The organism is Chryseobacterium sp. OSA05B, assembly GCF_019970065.1.
GTDB lineage: Bacteria > Bacteroidota > Bacteroidia > Flavobacteriales > Weeksellaceae > Chryseobacterium.
Genome location: NZ_JAHXYH010000004.1, coordinates 21,664 through 36,464, shown reverse-complemented (window position 1 = coordinate 36,464; position 14,801 = coordinate 21,664). Strand labels below are relative to the sequence as shown.

The 14,801-nt window shown below is 36.1% G+C and carries 18 protein-coding genes and 1 pseudogene; 4 read left to right on the top strand and 15 right to left on the bottom strand.

Features of this window, described 5'->3' with window-relative positions; all coding sequences use genetic code 11:
- Positions 1-39 precede the first annotated feature (39 nt).
- A complete protein-coding gene (gene mraZ, locus LC419_RS15830) occupies positions 40-498 on the bottom strand; it encodes a division/cell wall cluster transcriptional repressor MraZ (protein ID WP_223608277.1) in 459 nt (152 codons plus the stop codon).
- 272 nt (positions 499-770) lie between these two features.
- On the opposite strand from mraZ, the gene LC419_RS15825 reads away from it, so the two are divergent.
- The 3 genes from LC419_RS15825 (at position 771) to LC419_RS15815 (ending at position 2,666) form a co-directional block, all read left to right on the top strand.
- Positions 771-1,532: an alpha/beta fold hydrolase gene (locus LC419_RS15825; protein WP_223608276.1), complete on the top strand. Its 762-nt coding sequence runs from the start codon at positions 771-773 to the stop codon at positions 1,530-1,532.
- 65 nt (positions 1,533-1,597) lie between these two features.
- The gene (yihA, locus tag LC419_RS15820; protein ID WP_047456535.1) at positions 1,598-2,224 is read left to right on the top strand and encodes a ribosome biogenesis GTP-binding protein YihA/YsxC; all 627 of its coding nucleotides are present in this window, start codon (positions 1,598-1,600) and stop codon (positions 2,222-2,224) included.
- Positions 2,217-2,666 carry a GNAT family N-acetyltransferase gene (locus LC419_RS15815; protein WP_223608275.1) on the top strand — a complete coding sequence of 150 codons (450 nt, stop codon included), beginning with the start codon at positions 2,217-2,219 and terminating at the stop codon, positions 2,664-2,666. The genes yihA and LC419_RS15815 overlap by 8 nt, the downstream gene beginning before the upstream one ends.
- Before the next feature lie 53 nt (positions 2,667-2,719).
- Here the strand turns inward: LC419_RS15815 and LC419_RS15810 are convergent, their stop codons facing one another.
- The 12 genes from LC419_RS15810 to LC419_RS15755 form a co-directional block, all read right to left on the bottom strand.
- Complete coding sequence (locus LC419_RS15810) at positions 2,720-3,607, bottom strand: hypothetical protein (RefSeq protein WP_223608274.1); 888 nt, start codon at positions 3,605-3,607, stop codon at positions 2,720-2,722.
- A 10-nt stretch (positions 3,608-3,617) separates the two neighbouring features.
- Entirely contained in the window at positions 3,618-4,955 is a 1,338-nt protein-coding gene (locus LC419_RS15805; RefSeq protein WP_223608273.1) for a beta-carotene 15,15'-monooxygenase, read from the bottom strand.
- Between the two features lie 6 nt (positions 4,956-4,961).
- Complete coding sequence (locus LC419_RS15800; protein WP_223608272.1) at positions 4,962-5,369, bottom strand: hypothetical protein; 408 nt, start codon at positions 5,367-5,369, stop codon at positions 4,962-4,964.
- A gap of 6 nt (positions 5,370-5,375) precedes the next feature.
- Positions 5,376-5,777, bottom strand: coding sequence for a DUF6804 family protein (locus LC419_RS15795; RefSeq protein WP_223608271.1), 402 nt, complete (start codon positions 5,775-5,777; stop codon positions 5,376-5,378).
- Positions 5,774-6,169 (bottom strand): hypothetical protein, encoded by a 396-nt coding sequence (locus LC419_RS15790; RefSeq protein WP_223608270.1) that lies wholly within the window; start codon positions 6,167-6,169, stop codon positions 5,774-5,776. Before LC419_RS15790 ends, LC419_RS15795 begins: the two co-directional genes overlap by 4 nt.
- Positions 6,170-6,592: 423 nt before the next feature.
- Positions 6,593-7,099, bottom strand: coding sequence for an SH3 domain-containing protein (locus tag LC419_RS15785; protein ID WP_223608269.1), 507 nt, complete (start codon positions 7,097-7,099; stop codon positions 6,593-6,595).
- A gap of 15 nt (positions 7,100-7,114) precedes the next feature.
- On the bottom strand, positions 7,115-8,182 hold the full coding sequence (locus tag LC419_RS15780; protein WP_223608268.1) for a type I restriction endonuclease: 1,068 nt from the start codon (positions 8,180-8,182) through the stop codon (positions 7,115-7,117).
- Between the two features lie 9 nt (positions 8,183-8,191).
- Positions 8,192-8,524 carry a YegP family protein gene (locus LC419_RS15775; RefSeq protein WP_223608267.1) on the bottom strand — a complete coding sequence of 111 codons (333 nt, stop codon included), beginning with the start codon at positions 8,522-8,524 and terminating at the stop codon, positions 8,192-8,194.
- Between the two features lie 9 nt (positions 8,525-8,533).
- The gene (locus LC419_RS15770; RefSeq protein ID WP_223608266.1) at positions 8,534-8,740 is read right to left on the bottom strand and encodes a hypothetical protein; all 207 of its coding nucleotides are present in this window, start codon (positions 8,738-8,740) and stop codon (positions 8,534-8,536) included.
- 129 nt (positions 8,741-8,869) lie between these two features.
- Entirely contained in the window at positions 8,870-9,535 is a 666-nt protein-coding gene (locus tag LC419_RS15765) for a response regulator (protein ID WP_223608265.1), read from the bottom strand.
- Positions 9,536-9,551: 16 nt separating this feature from the next.
- Positions 9,552-11,195, bottom strand: coding sequence for a tetratricopeptide repeat-containing sensor histidine kinase (locus LC419_RS15760; RefSeq protein ID WP_223608264.1), 1,644 nt, complete (start codon positions 11,193-11,195; stop codon positions 9,552-9,554).
- 64 nt (positions 11,196-11,259) lie between these two features.
- Positions 11,260-11,463 (bottom strand): hypothetical protein, encoded by a 204-nt coding sequence (locus tag LC419_RS15755; RefSeq protein ID WP_223608263.1) that lies wholly within the window; start codon positions 11,461-11,463, stop codon positions 11,260-11,262.
- Positions 11,464-11,845: 382 nt separating this feature from the next.
- On the opposite strand from LC419_RS15755, the gene LC419_RS15750 reads away from it, so the two are divergent.
- Positions 11,846-12,706 (top strand): hypothetical protein, encoded by an 861-nt coding sequence (locus tag LC419_RS15750; protein ID WP_223608262.1) that lies wholly within the window; start codon positions 11,846-11,848, stop codon positions 12,704-12,706.
- Positions 12,707-12,756: 50 nt separating this feature from the next.
- On the opposite strand, the pseudogene msrA reads toward LC419_RS15750, so the two are convergent.
- Both msrA and LC419_RS15740 read right to left on the bottom strand, forming a co-directional pair.
- Positions 12,757-13,403: pseudogene (gene msrA, locus LC419_RS15745) on the bottom strand (peptide-methionine (S)-S-oxide reductase MsrA).
- A 393-nt stretch (positions 13,404-13,796) separates the two neighbouring features.
- Positions 13,797-14,765, bottom strand: coding sequence for an ROK family protein (locus LC419_RS15740; RefSeq protein WP_034724626.1), 969 nt, complete (start codon positions 14,763-14,765; stop codon positions 13,797-13,799).
- Between the last annotated feature and the right edge of the window lie 36 nt (positions 14,766-14,801).

Sequence of the window (14,801 nt, the reverse complement as noted above, 5' to 3'; positions counted from 1 at the left end):
AATTGTGTTTTTTACCTTGCCTTTTACAGCAAGCGCGGTTTATTCTTCATCGAAAGCGCCCATCACATCTTCGGCCAGGCTAGCAAAATCAGCTTCGTTGGTAGAGATCACCCTTTCATAGGCTTCTTTATCCCAAATTTCAAAAAGCTCTCCTGCGCTGATAATTACCGTATCTTTCTGAAGGTTGGCGAAATTCACCAGATCTTTTGAAATCTGAAGTCTTCCTGCATTGTCCAGCTCTACTGTTTTTACCCCTGCCGTAAACATTCGAATGAAATCAGCATTCTTTTTAATGAATCTGTTTAGCTTGTTAATTTTGCCCATCAGTTTGTCCCATGCATTCATGGGATAGACTTCGAGGCAAGGTTGGAACACAGATCTCTTGACTACAAATGCCTTATCGTCGAAGTTTTCCATCTGTTTGATCAGGGAGGAGGGAACTTTTAACCGGCCTTTGTCGTCAATTTTACACTCATATGTTCCAATGAAACTTTTCATTTGGGACAAATTTATATAATAATTTCCAAAATTTCCCACTTTTTCCCACTTTTTGACTTAATGTTAATAAGTTTTATTAAAGATTCAATTTCATAGGGATAAGTGATTGATATTTTGTATGTTGTAAAAACTATTATTCAGGCCATAATAAAGGGGTTTTGAAAAAAGTCAATAAAAAGGGGGTTATTATATTATTTTTACTTTAAATTAGGGTAATCAAAATTTTTTTGAGGTTTAATTTGTATTTTTGCAGAGCTTTATTAAGGCATTTTATGATATTTAGTACAAAAAAAGAAAAGAAATATACTTTTATAGAGGCGGGAGAAGGACATCCATTGGTGCTATTGCACGGTTTAATGGGTGGTTTGAGTAATTTCGATAAGATGGTAGATTTTTTTTCGGAAAGGGGGTTCAAGGTATATGTTCCTCAGTTGCCTATCTACGATCTGCCGGTACTCAATACGAATCTTACCACCCTTGCAAAATATATTATCAAGTTTATAGAGAGTCATATCTCCGCACCTGTCACCATTGTAGGAAACTCTATGGGTGGTCATGTGGGACTTATCATGACTTTGGCAAGACCGGACCTGGTAAAGAATCTTGTTTTAACAGGAAGCTCGGGACTGTATGAAAGAACTTTCGGGGATAGTTTCCCGAGAAAAAACGACCGTTCCTATATAAGGAAGAAAACCGAAGAGGTTTTTTATGACCCTGCTATCGCTACAGAAGATCTTGTAGAGGAGGTTTTCTCTGTGGTGAACGACAGAATGAAAGGAATAAAGACGGTAATGCTGGCCAGAAGTGCCATCAAACACAATATGCTGAATGACCTTCCGAAGATTTTGACACCCACATGTCTGATCTGGGGAAGACAGGATAACGTAACACCTCCTGAAGTAGCTGAAGATATGCATAAGTTTATCCCGAATTCAGATCTCTTCTGGATCGAGAAATGCGGACATGCTGCGATGATGGAAAAACCGGACGAGTTCAATGAAATTCTCTACAACTGGTTAAAAGATAAAGTTTAAAACAAATAATAATAAACCATTAAGAGCTTTTCTTAATGGTTTGTTTTTCTAAAAAATATTCAAAAATGGTTATAAAAACGGCAGAATTTGTAAAAAGTAGCGGGAAATGGCAGGAATGTCCTGAACCTACGATGCCTGAGTACGCTTTTATCGGAAGGTCAAATGTTGGTAAATCTTCATTGATCAATGCAATGATGAATCATAAGGACCTGGCAAAAACTTCCGGAACTCCGGGGAAAACTCAGCTGATCAATCATTTTTTAGTGAATGGAGACTGGTATCTGACAGATTTACCGGGTTATGGATATGCAAAGGTTTCAAAATCAATCAGAAAGGATTTTGAAAAACTGATCACCAATTACATCCTGAACAGAAGAAATCTGGTGAATCTTTTTGTTTTGGTAGATTCCAGACATACGCCACAAAAGATCGATCTTGAATTTATCCAGTGGTGCGGAGAAAGTGGAATTCCTTTTTCTATTGTTTTCACGAAAGCAGATAAACTGAAGCCGAATGTTACCATTCAAAATGTAGAAAATTATAAAAATGAGCTTCATAAAACATGGGATGATCTTCCTGAATTGTATGTGACTTCTGCGGAAAAGAAAACCGGTGGCGATGAGATCCTGAACTTCATTCAGACCACAAATGAATTCCTGAAAAATAATAGTGTAAATTTTGAGGATGAGTAATATAATCTGGAAAATTAAAACCTTCGATGAGTTTACGGTTCCTGAACTGTATGCCATCCTGAAAGCGCGTATCGATGTTTTTGTGATCGAGCAGAACTGCCCATATCCAGATTTGGATAATAATGACCAAAAGGGAATTCACATCTGGGCTGAAGAAGATGGACAGATTCTGGCGTATTGCCGCGTTTTTGATAAGGGAATCAAATATGATGAGACTTCTTTCGGAAGAGTTCTGACAACAGAGCAGGCGAGAGGTAAAAACCTGGGAAGGCAGCTGATCAGGTATGCTGTAGAAACCATAGAAAACCGCTTCCATACTTCTGAAATTAAGATTTCAGCACAGGATTATTTATTAAGATTTTATTCTGAATTCGGATTTGTAGATACCGGGAAGAAATATCTGGAAGACGATATTCCTCATACGGAAATGATAAGAAAATAAAAAAGCGAAGAGAGATCTTCGCTTTTTTGATATATAGTGAGTGTGTTTTTTTATTATTTGCCTGTAATGGCTTTTAGAATAATGGGTTCTAAATTGGTGGGCAAATCCGCCGATTTTATCTGATACTTTTTAATTTTCATTTCTTTAAACCATTTTTCCCAGTATTCTTTGATAACGGCTTCTTCAAATGGATTTCCTTTTTCCGGATTAATTCCGAGTACGATAATTTCCAGATTGCTTAAGTCATCATTGGCTTTCACAAAACCAAAATTATTTTTCTCAAGGGTTGCTTTGAAATCAGATGTGGTTAAGTGATTTGATTTAATAAGCTTCGAGGTTAAGTAAGAGGTCTTTGTCTTTTCTGAAAACTTGGAATTTTCGTGATACATATACCCGTCTGTCAAAATAAACAGGATATTCCTGCGATCTTCTTTTACACAATAATCATTGACTTTATTTTTAAAAAATTCCCAGATATCGGAACCTACAAACTTTCCGTCTTTGATAGCAGATTGATAGATGTTAGGAGGCAGTTCAGCATATTTTTTTTCAACGGAATTGAAATAGACTTTGTTCGTGTTTTTGTCAAAAGAAACTTTAAGCTCTTTTGTAAAGTCATTTATTTTAGGATCAGAAGGTTCCGGATTGAAGAAAACCTGCATCTGATCATTGTACGTAATGATTTTCTTTGTTTTGATGTGATTCAGAAATCCCTTTTCGATCGCTTTGATGTATTCTGTATCTCTCTGGAAATATTCCATTGTAGAATTGGGATTTGTTTTGGGATCAATCCTGTCGGATAGATCGATCAGAATACTTACGTTAATGTTATTGGAGTCGACCTTAGACTCAACTTCACCATCCGGAACTTTTTGTTCGGCTTCTTTTTTACAACAGGAAATTAAAGATATAATGAGTATTAGGAACAATATTTTTTTCATAACAAGTAATTTATAATGCGGATAAATAAACTAAATTTTGATTGTCAGAGTTAGCCCCTACGTCTTCCAGATTCGTGCTGTAAGTGTCAATACAACTGTCGATCATGGTTTGTTTTTCTGTTTTTGAAACGGCTATTTTCTCACCAATATAAGTGACCCAGCCCTGAACATATTCTGACGCATAGAGTTTATAATCTTTGGTCGGAATGATCACTCCGTCAATAATATTTTGAAGTTCTTCAATTCTTCCGCGTGTTTTTATGACAAGCTCTTTGGTACTTCCGATATTGCTGAGAATGTCTTCAATCTCTTTTTTAAGAACATTAATTTTTTCCGAGAGGAAAAGCACATTTTTCTGCCTGATTTCCTGTTCATTTTTAATTTTATCTTTTTCCCGGTGTTCCTTCATGACAAAGTCGAAAACCAATCCCCAGATAATGTACACGATGAATCCCGCGAAAATAATTCCCCAAAACTGGTTTTTGGTAAAAGCTATTTTAAGATCGAATGGGGGAGAGTCGAAGGTTTTGTTAAGTTCGTATAATTTAGACTCGATTTCGTAAGCTAAAATGGCATCGAAGATGAAAGTGACGATGAATAAAAGCCCCAGTTTAATATAGTTGAGTCTGGTTTTGTTTTCACTAAACATATGAATCAGAAACCCCAGTCCTAAGAATACAAAAGGAATCAAGGTGACGAAAGCTCCTTCTATGAAGCCTTCATTCCAGGCTTTACTCAGTGCCTGTGCATCTAAAACACTTTGAATAACTGTACTTCTTGCATCAAAACTTTTAAAAAATGCCGAATAGGAAGTCGAGATATAAAATGTAAGCAGATATAAACTGATGGGAATAAGTAGAATAGCTCCAATCCAGAATTTTGTGGAAGCGCCTCTTGTTGCCTTTACATTGTATTTTTCCGGATTTCTTGGTAAATCATTGATCTCCGCTTTTAAGGTTTCAATTTTATCTTGATGATCTTCAATTTCCGTATTTTTATTTTTTAGCTGTTCTTCTTTGGTTTCCAGAGAGACCGTTAATGCTTTGATCTCTGTCTCTCTGTTTTTTTGTTCATTGACGTACGCTTCTTTAAGCTTTTGCTGCTTTTCCACCATTTCTTTTTCCTCATTCTGGAACTTGGAGTATACGGCATCGAGGCAAATGAAAAGCGTGGTGTGATTTCCGTTATTTCTGGCGCTGTCTCTGTATCCGGATTCGTGATACGTTCGTTTTCTGCTTTCCTCCGGGGATTCAGCATTGGGATCAATTTCCGGTTTGGCAGATTCTTCTTCAGGAGCTTCAATCGGAATTGATTTTAATTTAAATAAATTTTTAATATTGGTCGTCATGATCAGTTAGTTTTTTAATTCATATAAAATATCTGTTTTACTTTTCCCGGTTTTTACAGAGGTTATCAAATAATCGACAATCGCTTTTACGTTTTCTTCCAGAAATCCAAACATCAGAACATATTTTTCCATCGCAGAATATTCGTTTGGAGAGACCATTCCGTCTGCCCAGATCATTACCGTAAGGTCATACAGATAATCTACTTTTTCCTCAATGGTTTTGGGAACAAGTGATTTGAAATTAATGGGATTTAAAAGGATCTCGTCCAGGTTTTTAGGGGAGATGCCTCGTTCTTCCGCACATTTATAAAGCATTTTCAGTCCCAGGGCACTGAAATCATCGTCGCAGATAGCCATCTGATATAATCTTAAAAAGTGAGCTTTAAGATTTTCGGTAATTTGAATATGTTCCATGAAGGATTAATTTTCTTTTGGTTTTTTAGGATTAATAATTATATCCCGGGAGTGGAATCTCGGTTGGATAGGTTGCGCCGCCGTTTCTTCTGTATTTTCTATAACATCATCCTTTTTTTTCTCAGATTTTTCAACAAATGCAATCAGCAGAAATAGAATTCCGGTGATGATATCAAGTGGAATCCAGAAACTTTTTCTATAGAGATAAATAGTGAAAACAGGGTTGAAAAGAATAAGAATAAAAAAGAATATTAAACTGAACAAATATTGTTTAAAACGTAGCGCATTATATAAAACGAGCAGAGCTCCGATGGAGATGAGAATTCTCAAAATAGTATAATATTCTATAGGAAGCCTGAAAACAGCGATGAAACAGCAGATCGCACATAGGGTGAGAAAAGGTTTCATTCTAACCTTTCTTTAGCTTTCACCTGTTCTTCATACCAAAACTTTTGAGTGCTGAAATCTAGCGGCCAGTCTTTCTCTGCTTGCCTTTTGATAGAATTATTTTCAACTGTTTTCATATATTCATAAGATTCTATCTGCTCATTTATCCAGAATTCCTGGGTTGTATAATCATTTGGCCAGTCTCTTCGGGCTTTTTCTTTCAGTTTTTCCATGATCGCTTCTTTTTCAGGATCTGATCTTACTTCTACTTCTTGGGGATGAACTTCAGATATATTCACTGTCTGTGTTTTTTTTGATAAACGGGAACTTTTTTGATCATCTACACTGCCGAAGGCTATGAAGATAAAGAATGCGAAAAATCCGGCTGAAATGTAATGGTTAAATTTTTTCATGGTTTTTAGGATTAAAGATTAATACATTAGATTTATAAAGAGGAAGTATAATTCCGAGACTGTAAAAGATGAGATCTATGAAATCAAATGTTCCCGGTATTATTTTGAAAAGCTGTAAAAATTCTGAAGAAAGGGCAATAAATGGGAGGCTAAAAACCCAAAATAAACTCTGTTCATTTATTCTATATCTCCATATTTCAAGCATTAAAGAGGTATAGGAATATAGCCATAAACCATCTGGAAGACTGTATTTAAACCAATGGAAGACATGGATCGTATTTCCATAATTGTTTAATGTACGTACCCCATCTATAGTAGCCAACCAGTTAAACAGAAGGAGTTGATCAGAGCGAAATACAATGTATATAATTCCTCCTAAAATGACAGGAACTAAAAGAATCAGTATTTTCCTTTTTTGATACATTATTTTATGTCCTTATAATACACATACCCTACATTTTTGCTTTTTATCACCTGTACTTTATACCAGGAATCTTTTTTGGATAGTTGTTTTAATTCTGTGTTCTTTGGGACCTTCTCTATCACTCTAGACTTTAGAAAAGGCTTTTCATAGATATGGGTAACTGCGACTCCTGCAAAATACCGGTTGTTGGTATTGATATTAATTTCATCAATCCGAATTTTTGGGGAACCATACGATTTGCTTTTTTTAGTGTAATAGGAATCCGAAGATGCTTTAGATTTCTTTTTCTTTGAGGAGGCTTTCTTTCCATAAGAACCTCCGCTGCATACGCCGCAGCTTCCGCCGGAAGAGCAATGGGCACATCCCGAGCAATTCGAACAAGCGCTACAGGAGGAAGAACCTGTACATCTCCCGTCATGATGCGAGTTTCCGGATTCGAAGAAGTTGAATGAATCGGCAGTAAATGTACCGATACATAGGATGAGTATGGAGATGAAAGTTTTCATGGGTATTAGCTTTTGTTAATTATAGTTTTCTAAGGTTTTATGAAGCTCTTCTTTGAAATTGTATATTTCATCCAGATTATTCAGGAGTACTTTTTCTCCGGCTTCTTTACCGTTGTGGAATGTTTCCAAATATTTGTTGTTCGTATTAAAATGAAAACGGCAGAGAGGTTTTCTGTTGTTGTCATCCAATAAAACTCCGAAATAGGATAAAGTATCCCTGTGGGCAATTCTTTGGGAAGGAACTTTCTCTCTCAAAATTGCTTTTACAATCTGGAAAGCTTCCAGCTCTTCTTCGGTAGTTACAATCTTTGAATCATTATTTTCATCGACAGGCTGTGTTTTTACAGCTTCCTCCTGTTTTTCTATTTGCTCATTGATGCTTAAGGCAGATTTCAGTCTGAAACTGATGGATTCGTTGATGGAAGTCGTCAAAGCTTTTTTGGTATACTCCTTAAAAGAGATCATTCTGCTGGCGGTCATTGGCTTTTCAAAGAATCTGCCGACCAATAATTTGACGAGTTCATCGGATGGGGTTTCAATTTCTTTTTCAAATTCTTTCCTTATCGCTTTGATGTACTTTAAAGCCTCGGCCGAGTCTAAAATACTTTCAAGATTGTAATCCTTTTTGGTAAAACTTTCAAGGATCTTGATCGAACTATCCTTTAGATCTTCAATATTGATCGTGAAAAAAGGCTTTTCATCCATAATATTGGGCTTTTCCAGATCGGTATAAAAATTATAAACAATACCGTTGGTAAGCACTCCAAATCGAGTTTTCGAAACATGATAATACCGGTGAAGCTGAGAATTGTGTGCGTCAGCATTTTCTTTCCAGTGCTTGCATTCTATAATGAAAATAGGCTCGTCATTGTGTTTGATTACATAATCTACTTTCTCTCCCTTTTTTGTTCCGATGTCGCAAATATGTTCCGGAATAACTTCTGTCGGGTTAAAGATATCGTACCCTAAAATCTGTATAAAAGGCATTACAAAGGCATTTTTTGTAGCTTCCTCTGTACTGATCTGGTCTTTTAGACCGACTACTTTCTGGTGTAACTGTTCAAGTTTAATTTTGAGATCCATAGTATTGTTTTAAAGAGTTTCGTCAATGATTTCTGCAGTTGGTGCATTTTTTTTCACAGAAGAGATCCCGGTTTCCATTGCAGATTTGGAACTGTAATATTGACTTTTACCAATGATTTCCCCGTTTCTTGCTTTTAGTACAAAGTAATCTTTCTCATTCTTAGCAACTCTTCGGTCGTATCTTGATTCTTCCTGAGAATTGATCTTTACAGATTCAATACCTTTTAAACAAGATGCTTTCTGAACATAGCCTTCGCTGGTTAAAATTATTTCACCATTTCCGGCTTTTAGATTAAACTGATACTCGCTGTTGACTCTTTTTGTGATGGCAAATTTTTCCATAATTATTACTTAACTAGTGTGACATTCGTTTGAACATGTTTTGCACCCATTTGACTGAGCGTATGTTTTCTTGGATTCTTTTACAGCATCTTTACAAGAAGAATATTCTCCCAGATATTTTCTGTTGGCGGGATGCGGCAGATATCTGCAATCTTCATGATGAACTTCATGATCTCCGTTGCTTTGCGCTCTTGTGTTTACGTAATACTTTTTCATATTATTTATTTTAAATGTTTTAACACTCCAAAAGTAGAACGATTAAAAAATCAATCCTTACGGGAATCCGTAAAAAGAAAAAACCTTCCAACAATTTGAAAGGCTTTAAAAATATATATAGAAACAAGATTAAATAATTCCAAGGTCTTTGCAGAACGCTACCAGATGTTCATTGCTGGAAACCTCAAGATCTTCTTTCAGGCTGTTCAGTTTTTTTTCTACGCTGCTTAAGCTGTAGGGTTTAATGTCTTTCTCCTGAAGATGCAAAGGAATGTTTTTCTGTAAAATTCCTTTTGAAAGAAGAGAAACCAGGGCGATGTCATAAGCCGAGAATTCATAACTGTTCAGCTTTTTGACTTCCTGTTTCAAATCAAAGGATAAATAATTTTCATTAATGAAAACGGAGGCAATAGATTTTTTCAACTCTTTGGAGTCGTTTCTTGCCTTACGGACATAGCCGTTGATTTTAAACTTATTAAACAGAGAATCAATAATTCCTGATTTATGTTCTGCAGAAAATACAATCACTTTTAAAGAAGGCTGCAATTCCTTTACTTTCTGTATTAAATCTCTTCCGTCTTTGAGTTTCTGGTCCCGGTGATCCTCTTCGTAATAAAGATCTGTGATCAGCAGGTCATAAGGCGCTTCCTCGCGGAGGGCTTTTTGAACTTTAGCTAATGCATCATCGCAATAATACACATAATCTACATTCGGAATGTTGAGCTCTTCCAATGTTTTTTGGATAGAAATACTGATACTTTCGTGGTCTTCGGCTATTAAAATTTTTTTGAACATTCGTTTAGGTCTTTTTTTAAGAAGCAGGAAATGAGATCGTAATCTTAAGCCCCTGTTCAGATTTATTGTCAAAAATAATAGCTCCATCGATAGCGGCAATACGGGTTCCCGTATTTGTAAGACCATTTTTATAGGTCATCTCTCCCGGAACTCCAATTCCGTTGTCTGTATATTGGATTTTGACTGAATTCTCAATTCTTTCAAATTTAAAGATAACGCGCGAAGCCTGGCTGTGTTTTTTCATATTTACCAGCAGCTCCCGTACGACTTGGTAGACTTCATCAAAAGAAGATTGGGAAATACCAGCCCAGATTTCAGCATCATTTCCTACGGTATAGGTTTCTGTATTTTCGTTCTTAAAAGAAGCAATGAGGTTTGAGAGTTTCTCTTTGAAATCTTTTTTATCATTTTCATGATCCGGTTTTTCGTAGGAAATATCCCTTGATTTCTCATAAACAAATTCAAGCTCGTCAAGTGCATGTTCCTTATCAAAATCCTCCTGGTTTTCTATTTTGGTCATCACTTGATAGATGCCGTTGGCTACTACATCGTGGACTTTTTTGGAGATTCTTAGCTGGTCGTTTTTCAATTTTAGTTCATTCTCTTGTTTAAGCCTGGCTTGTCTTCTGCGATATAAAATAATGATAATAATGATCATTATAACTAGACCTCCAACGACAACATTTTTTATTAGTAATTGATTTCGACCTTCTGCAATGTCAGTTTTCATTTTTTCAACATCAAATCTTATAAAAGCAAATTGATTTTTTGCTTTACTCCTTGCCGTTTGGATGCTATCATTAACAAGATTAAATTTTTGAAAGTTCTTTAAGTAATTGTTAGGATCTAAATAAATTATTCTCAATAAAGCTTCTTTTTTATCATCCGAACTCTTATTATTTGTAGCTGCTTGTAACATTCTTTCAGCATAAAAAAGAGCTTTTAATTCATCTTTTTCTTTAAAATAATCAGATAATGTGGCGTAACTTGAGTTTTGTCCCCAATTATCTTGTTGATTTTCTCGAATCTTCAAAGCTTTATATAGCTCAGGCAAAGGATTGTAATTGTTATCATCGAGATATTTTGCTTTGGCGAAATTATTTAAAGCTCTAGAATAGTTAATACTATCTTTTGATAGTATTGCCTTTTGAAGATATTTTTTTGCCAATTTTATTTTTTTCTGACTTATCAATACATCAGAAATATTGTTATAACAAAGGTACTGGCCTTCGTTGTCGCCAACATACTTTAGTGCTGTTTTAAAAAGTTTAAAAGCATTTTCATACTCTTTGAGAAAATTAGAGGCCATAGCCATATTATTATAATTAATAGCTAAGGTACTTCTTGTAGTACTGTCTTTTTCATTTCTAAGAAAGCTATTTGCCTCTAGCGAAGACTCAATACTTCCGTAAAAATCTCCAGAAGTAGTTTGTAGCATTGCCATATTTACTAATGATTTAGCAACACCTAATGAATCATTAGTAGTGATGTAGTCACTTTTTGCCAAATTATAGTAATAAAATGCTGAATCAGATTTATTATTATCACGGAAATTTTTTGCTTTCTGATAATAAAAATTATGATGACTATTTTCTATACTTTTTTCTCTTCTACAGGAAAATAAAGCTATTAATAAGAATAGGAACAAGAATATTTTCATGAATAGTTTTTCCTGCAAAATAAGAAAAAGAGCAGATTTATGCAATCCGCTCTTTTACTGAATATTATGGGTTATTTGAAGGAGGAGGAGGTAATTGTCCTGTATTCCCTCCGATTGGTCCTCCGCCTCCCGGGTTTAAGCCTTCTCCGTCTCCGTCCGAACTCGTCTGCATAGTCACCGGAATAGGGTGGTCGTTATTATTGGTTGCTGTATTAGCGTTATTATTTGAAAATGCTAAACCTAATAGCATTAATATAAACTGGATCATTTCCTTAAAATTTTGAAGTTTTTAGACTGTTTTTCTTCCTCTCGTAGTTTTTGACCACGAGCAGTACACGTTTAAAATTTCGAAGCGCTTCTAATTTTTTTTTGGGAAGTGAACCTTCAAAAACGGAGGAGAAACATCTGCTTCCCAACCCGGAGTTTTCCTCCGTTTTATCTGGTGAGTTTTGAAATCAGTTTCGTACTTTTGTTTTTGTAATGTTTTGTTTGTCACTGATTTCTGAAGCAAAGATGCGGCAAATGATGACGCAGATGTTAGACACGTTTTGGACATCTGTGGACACATTCTGGACAACGGAGGACTTATGGGAATCCGTAATGTGGTATGATAGATAATCACCTATTTTGTAAGACAGAAAAAACTATATATGTCCAAGAAAAAACTACTAATTCATGAGGTATTTGAGAAGGCAAGAAAGGATTTCCCTGCTGAAAGCACTAAGAATGGTTGGTGTGAAGAACTTGTTGACCATTTTGAGAAAAAGCTAAAGTTTATAATTAACGAAAAGACCTTCGTTAGGTACTATGATGCTTGTTTAAGGGATAATAAAGAACCCAATATAAAAGACATAAAGATTCTGAATAAGCTTAGTGAATACTTAGGTTATAAAGACTTCGCTGATTTTTCCAGAACTTTTGTGAAAAATGATGAAAATGCTAATAAAACCACAGTTAAAATAAGTGTAGATGAAGACGAAGAAACACTGACGGATAAGTTGGCTAATATCATCATCAATATTACCAATGAACAGCATTTCAAAATGCCTGAGTTTATGAAGCAGAATGGGCTGGGTATTATGGAGATGGCATTGCTTTTATGTCTCGTCACAGGAAATGTAGTTTTCTCTAGTAATAAGAAGATATCTAATGGTTCTTCGTTTCCATTAAGCCTTATATCGGGTTTACAAGTGGCTACAGATAAAAAATATATGTATTGGGGTGGGGAAAGATATATTGCTACGGATAGTAGCTTTATAAGACCTGGACTGGAAGTAAAGGCCATGAATGAGCATGTATTTCTGCATTTTAGAAAGATCAAAAGAAAAGACACCCTGACTGAGGCTAATGCTCTTGGAAAAACTTGGTATTCAAAGTTTTATGGGAATGTTGAATTTTTTACAGATGATGGGGTAGATCCGGAAAATGGGAGGGAATTGAGAAAATCAACCTCTACAATTATTTATAAATATGCAGGAAAGCCGAAAGATTCGATAGAGATTGAAGAATAATTTTTTGCCCAAAAAAAGCGAACATCCACTAGATATTCGCTTTTATATTTTTAAGCCTCATTCAACATTCCCAGCTCTCCAAAATGTTTTTTAAACTTCTGAATTTTCGGACCCACTACGGCACTACAATATGGTTGGTTTGGGTTTACATTATAATATCCCTGATGATACTGTTCTGCCGGCCAGAACTTCTCAAATTGGGTAACTTCCGTTACATAGGTTCCAGGCCATTTTCCTGATGCTTCAGATTTTTTCAAAGCTTCTTCAGCTTTAGCCTTTTCTGCCTCGTCTTTATAATAGATCACCGAACGGTATTGCGTTCCGATGTCATTGCCCTGTCTGTTCAGCTGCGTAGGATCATGAAGGAAAAAGAATACATCCATAAGCTGTGCGTAAGAAATGATACTGGGATCAAACGTGATCTGTACCACTTCCGCATGTCCGGTTTCTCCCGTACATACTTCTTCATAAGTAGGATTATCTTTGTGCCCTCCCGAATATCCTGAGATGGCAGAATGAACGCCTTTAAGCATATTGAAACAGCTTTCCACACACCAGAAGCATCCGCCTCCGAAAGTGATCTGTTCTAAATTATTGTTATCCATTGTCTGTTTATTATTTTATTTGCGGTTTTTCCTGTTCAGCGATGGCACAAAATCAGTAAAAAACCAATCAAAAGTATGAAAAAGTTTTTCATTTTGGGTGAGAAATGCGATGATTTAAAACAGAATTGATAGGCTGTTTTTTAGTTATTGGGGAATATAGAGTTTTATAAGTTGGATAAACGCAATGGCGCGAGGCTGTACGTTAAAGAGCGTTTTTAAGTCGCAAGAAAATCAAAGATTTTCAGCAAGGTGATGGAGATGATGAGATTGCTTTGTCGCTGTGCTCCTCGCAATGACAGCGGTATACAATTTTATCAGGGATAAAATCCTTGCGCCTTAAAGCATTCGAATAGGGAAAAAGATTTGCGCCATTGCAAGCACCAACAAAAACCCACGGATTAGGTAATTTTTTAGACAACCTGCTCCAAACAAAAAAAGCACCCTCAAAAGGATGCTTTCATTATTATTTTAATGTCGTTTTTCAGTTATTTTTCCCAAACCAAAGCACTTGCTCCAAGAATGGCAGCATCGGCTTCGTCCAGTTCGCTGAAAACCAATTTTACTTTATTTCTAAAGATCGGAAGAAGGTTTCTCTCCATATGAAGTTTGGCAGGCTTTAGAATAAAATCACCGGCCTTGATGACACCTCCAAATAGAAGGATAGCCTCAGGGGAAGAAAACATCACAAAATTTGCTAATGCCTCACCCAGCTTCTGTCCTGTATATCTGAATACCTCGATAGCGATAAGGTCGCCTTTCAACGCACATTCGTGAACTGTTTTTGAGTTGATCGTCTCTTCAGGATACTGGTTCAGCATAGATTCAGGAAATTCTGCTCTCATCTTTTTAGCCGTGATCGCAATTCCTGTTGCAGATGCATACGCTTCCAGACTCCCTTCAGATCCAGTGCTCCAGTGCTTTCTTCCGCCTGGTTTTACAATGGTGTGACCTAGTTCTCCTGCAAACCCGTCATGTCCGTAAATCAGGCTTCCGTTGGAAATAATTCCGCTGCCTACACCGGTTCCCAAAGTGATCATAATGAAATCTTTCATTCCGCGTGCCGCTCCGAAAAGCATTTCTCCAAGGGCTGCCGCATTGGCATCATTGGTGATGGTGCATGGAAGATCGAATTTGGCTTTCATCAAGTCACTGAAAGGAACGAGTCCCTTCCACGGTAAATTGGGTGCCTGTTCTATAGTTCCTTTATAATAGTTGGCATTAGGAGCACCTACTCCTATACCGTCAAAGTTTTTTTCTGTACCGTATTTATCGATCAGGGGTTTTACCTGTTCGTATAAAGCATCGATAAAGTCTTCTACCTGCTCGTATTCATCAGTTCTCAGATTTCCTTTTTCCAGAACTTCACCGCGGTGGTTCACCACTCCGAATTTTGTATTGGTTCCGCCGATATCAATTCCGAGAGCAACCTGTTTTGATAAATCTATTAATGACATTTCTATTTATAAATTCTAAAGGGTTAAAATTATAAA

Bases quoted from the DNA above. Each gene is read 5' to 3' on its own strand.
- LC419_RS15785 (WP_223608269.1), bottom strand. From the start codon at position 7,099: ATGAAAACTTTCATCTCCATACTCATCCTATGTATCGGTACATTTACT.
- LC419_RS15755 (WP_223608263.1), bottom strand. From the start codon at position 11,463: ATGATCCAGTTTATATTAATGCTATTAGGTTTAGCATTTTCAAATAAT.
- LC419_RS15740 (WP_034724626.1), bottom strand. From the start codon at position 14,765: ATGTCATTAATAGATTTATCAAAACAGGTTGCTCTCGGAATTGATATC.
- LC419_RS15805 (WP_223608273.1), bottom strand. From the start codon at position 4,955: ATGACGACCAATATTAAAAATTTATTTAAATTAAAATCAATTCCGATT.
- LC419_RS15815 (WP_223608275.1), top strand. From the start codon at position 2,217: ATGAGTAATATAATCTGGAAAATTAAAACCTTCGATGAGTTTACGGTT.
- mraZ (WP_223608277.1), bottom strand. From the start codon at position 498: ATGAAAAGTTTCATTGGAACATATGAGTGTAAAATTGACGACAAAGGC.
- LC419_RS15795 (WP_223608271.1), bottom strand. From the start codon at position 5,777: ATGAAACCTTTTCTCACCCTATGTGCGATCTGCTGTTTCATCGCTGTT.
- LC419_RS15810 (WP_223608274.1), bottom strand. From the start codon at position 3,607: ATGAAAAAAATATTGTTCCTAATACTCATTATATCTTTAATTTCCTGT.
- yihA (WP_047456535.1), top strand. From the start codon at position 1,598: ATGGTTATAAAAACGGCAGAATTTGTAAAAAGTAGCGGGAAATGGCAG.
- LC419_RS15825 (WP_223608276.1), top strand. From the start codon at position 771: ATGATATTTAGTACAAAAAAAGAAAAGAAATATACTTTTATAGAGGCG.
- LC419_RS15750 (WP_223608262.1), top strand. From the start codon at position 11,846: ATGTCCAAGAAAAAACTACTAATTCATGAGGTATTTGAGAAGGCAAGA.
- LC419_RS15760 (WP_223608264.1), bottom strand. From the start codon at position 11,195: ATGAAAATATTCTTGTTCCTATTCTTATTAATAGCTTTATTTTCCTGT.
- LC419_RS15790 (WP_223608270.1), bottom strand. From the start codon at position 6,169: ATGAAAAAATTTAACCATTACATTTCAGCCGGATTTTTCGCATTCTTT.
- LC419_RS15775 (WP_223608267.1), bottom strand. From the start codon at position 8,524: ATGGAAAAATTTGCCATCACAAAAAGAGTCAACAGCGAGTATCAGTTT.
- LC419_RS15800 (WP_223608272.1), bottom strand. From the start codon at position 5,369: ATGGAACATATTCAAATTACCGAAAATCTTAAAGCTCACTTTTTAAGA.
- LC419_RS15765 (WP_223608265.1), bottom strand. From the start codon at position 9,535: ATGTTCAAAAAAATTTTAATAGCCGAAGACCACGAAAGTATCAGTATT.
- LC419_RS15780 (WP_223608268.1), bottom strand. From the start codon at position 8,182: ATGGATCTCAAAATTAAACTTGAACAGTTACACCAGAAAGTAGTCGGT.
- LC419_RS15770 (WP_223608266.1), bottom strand. From the start codon at position 8,740: ATGAAAAAGTATTACGTAAACACAAGAGCGCAAAGCAACGGAGATCAT.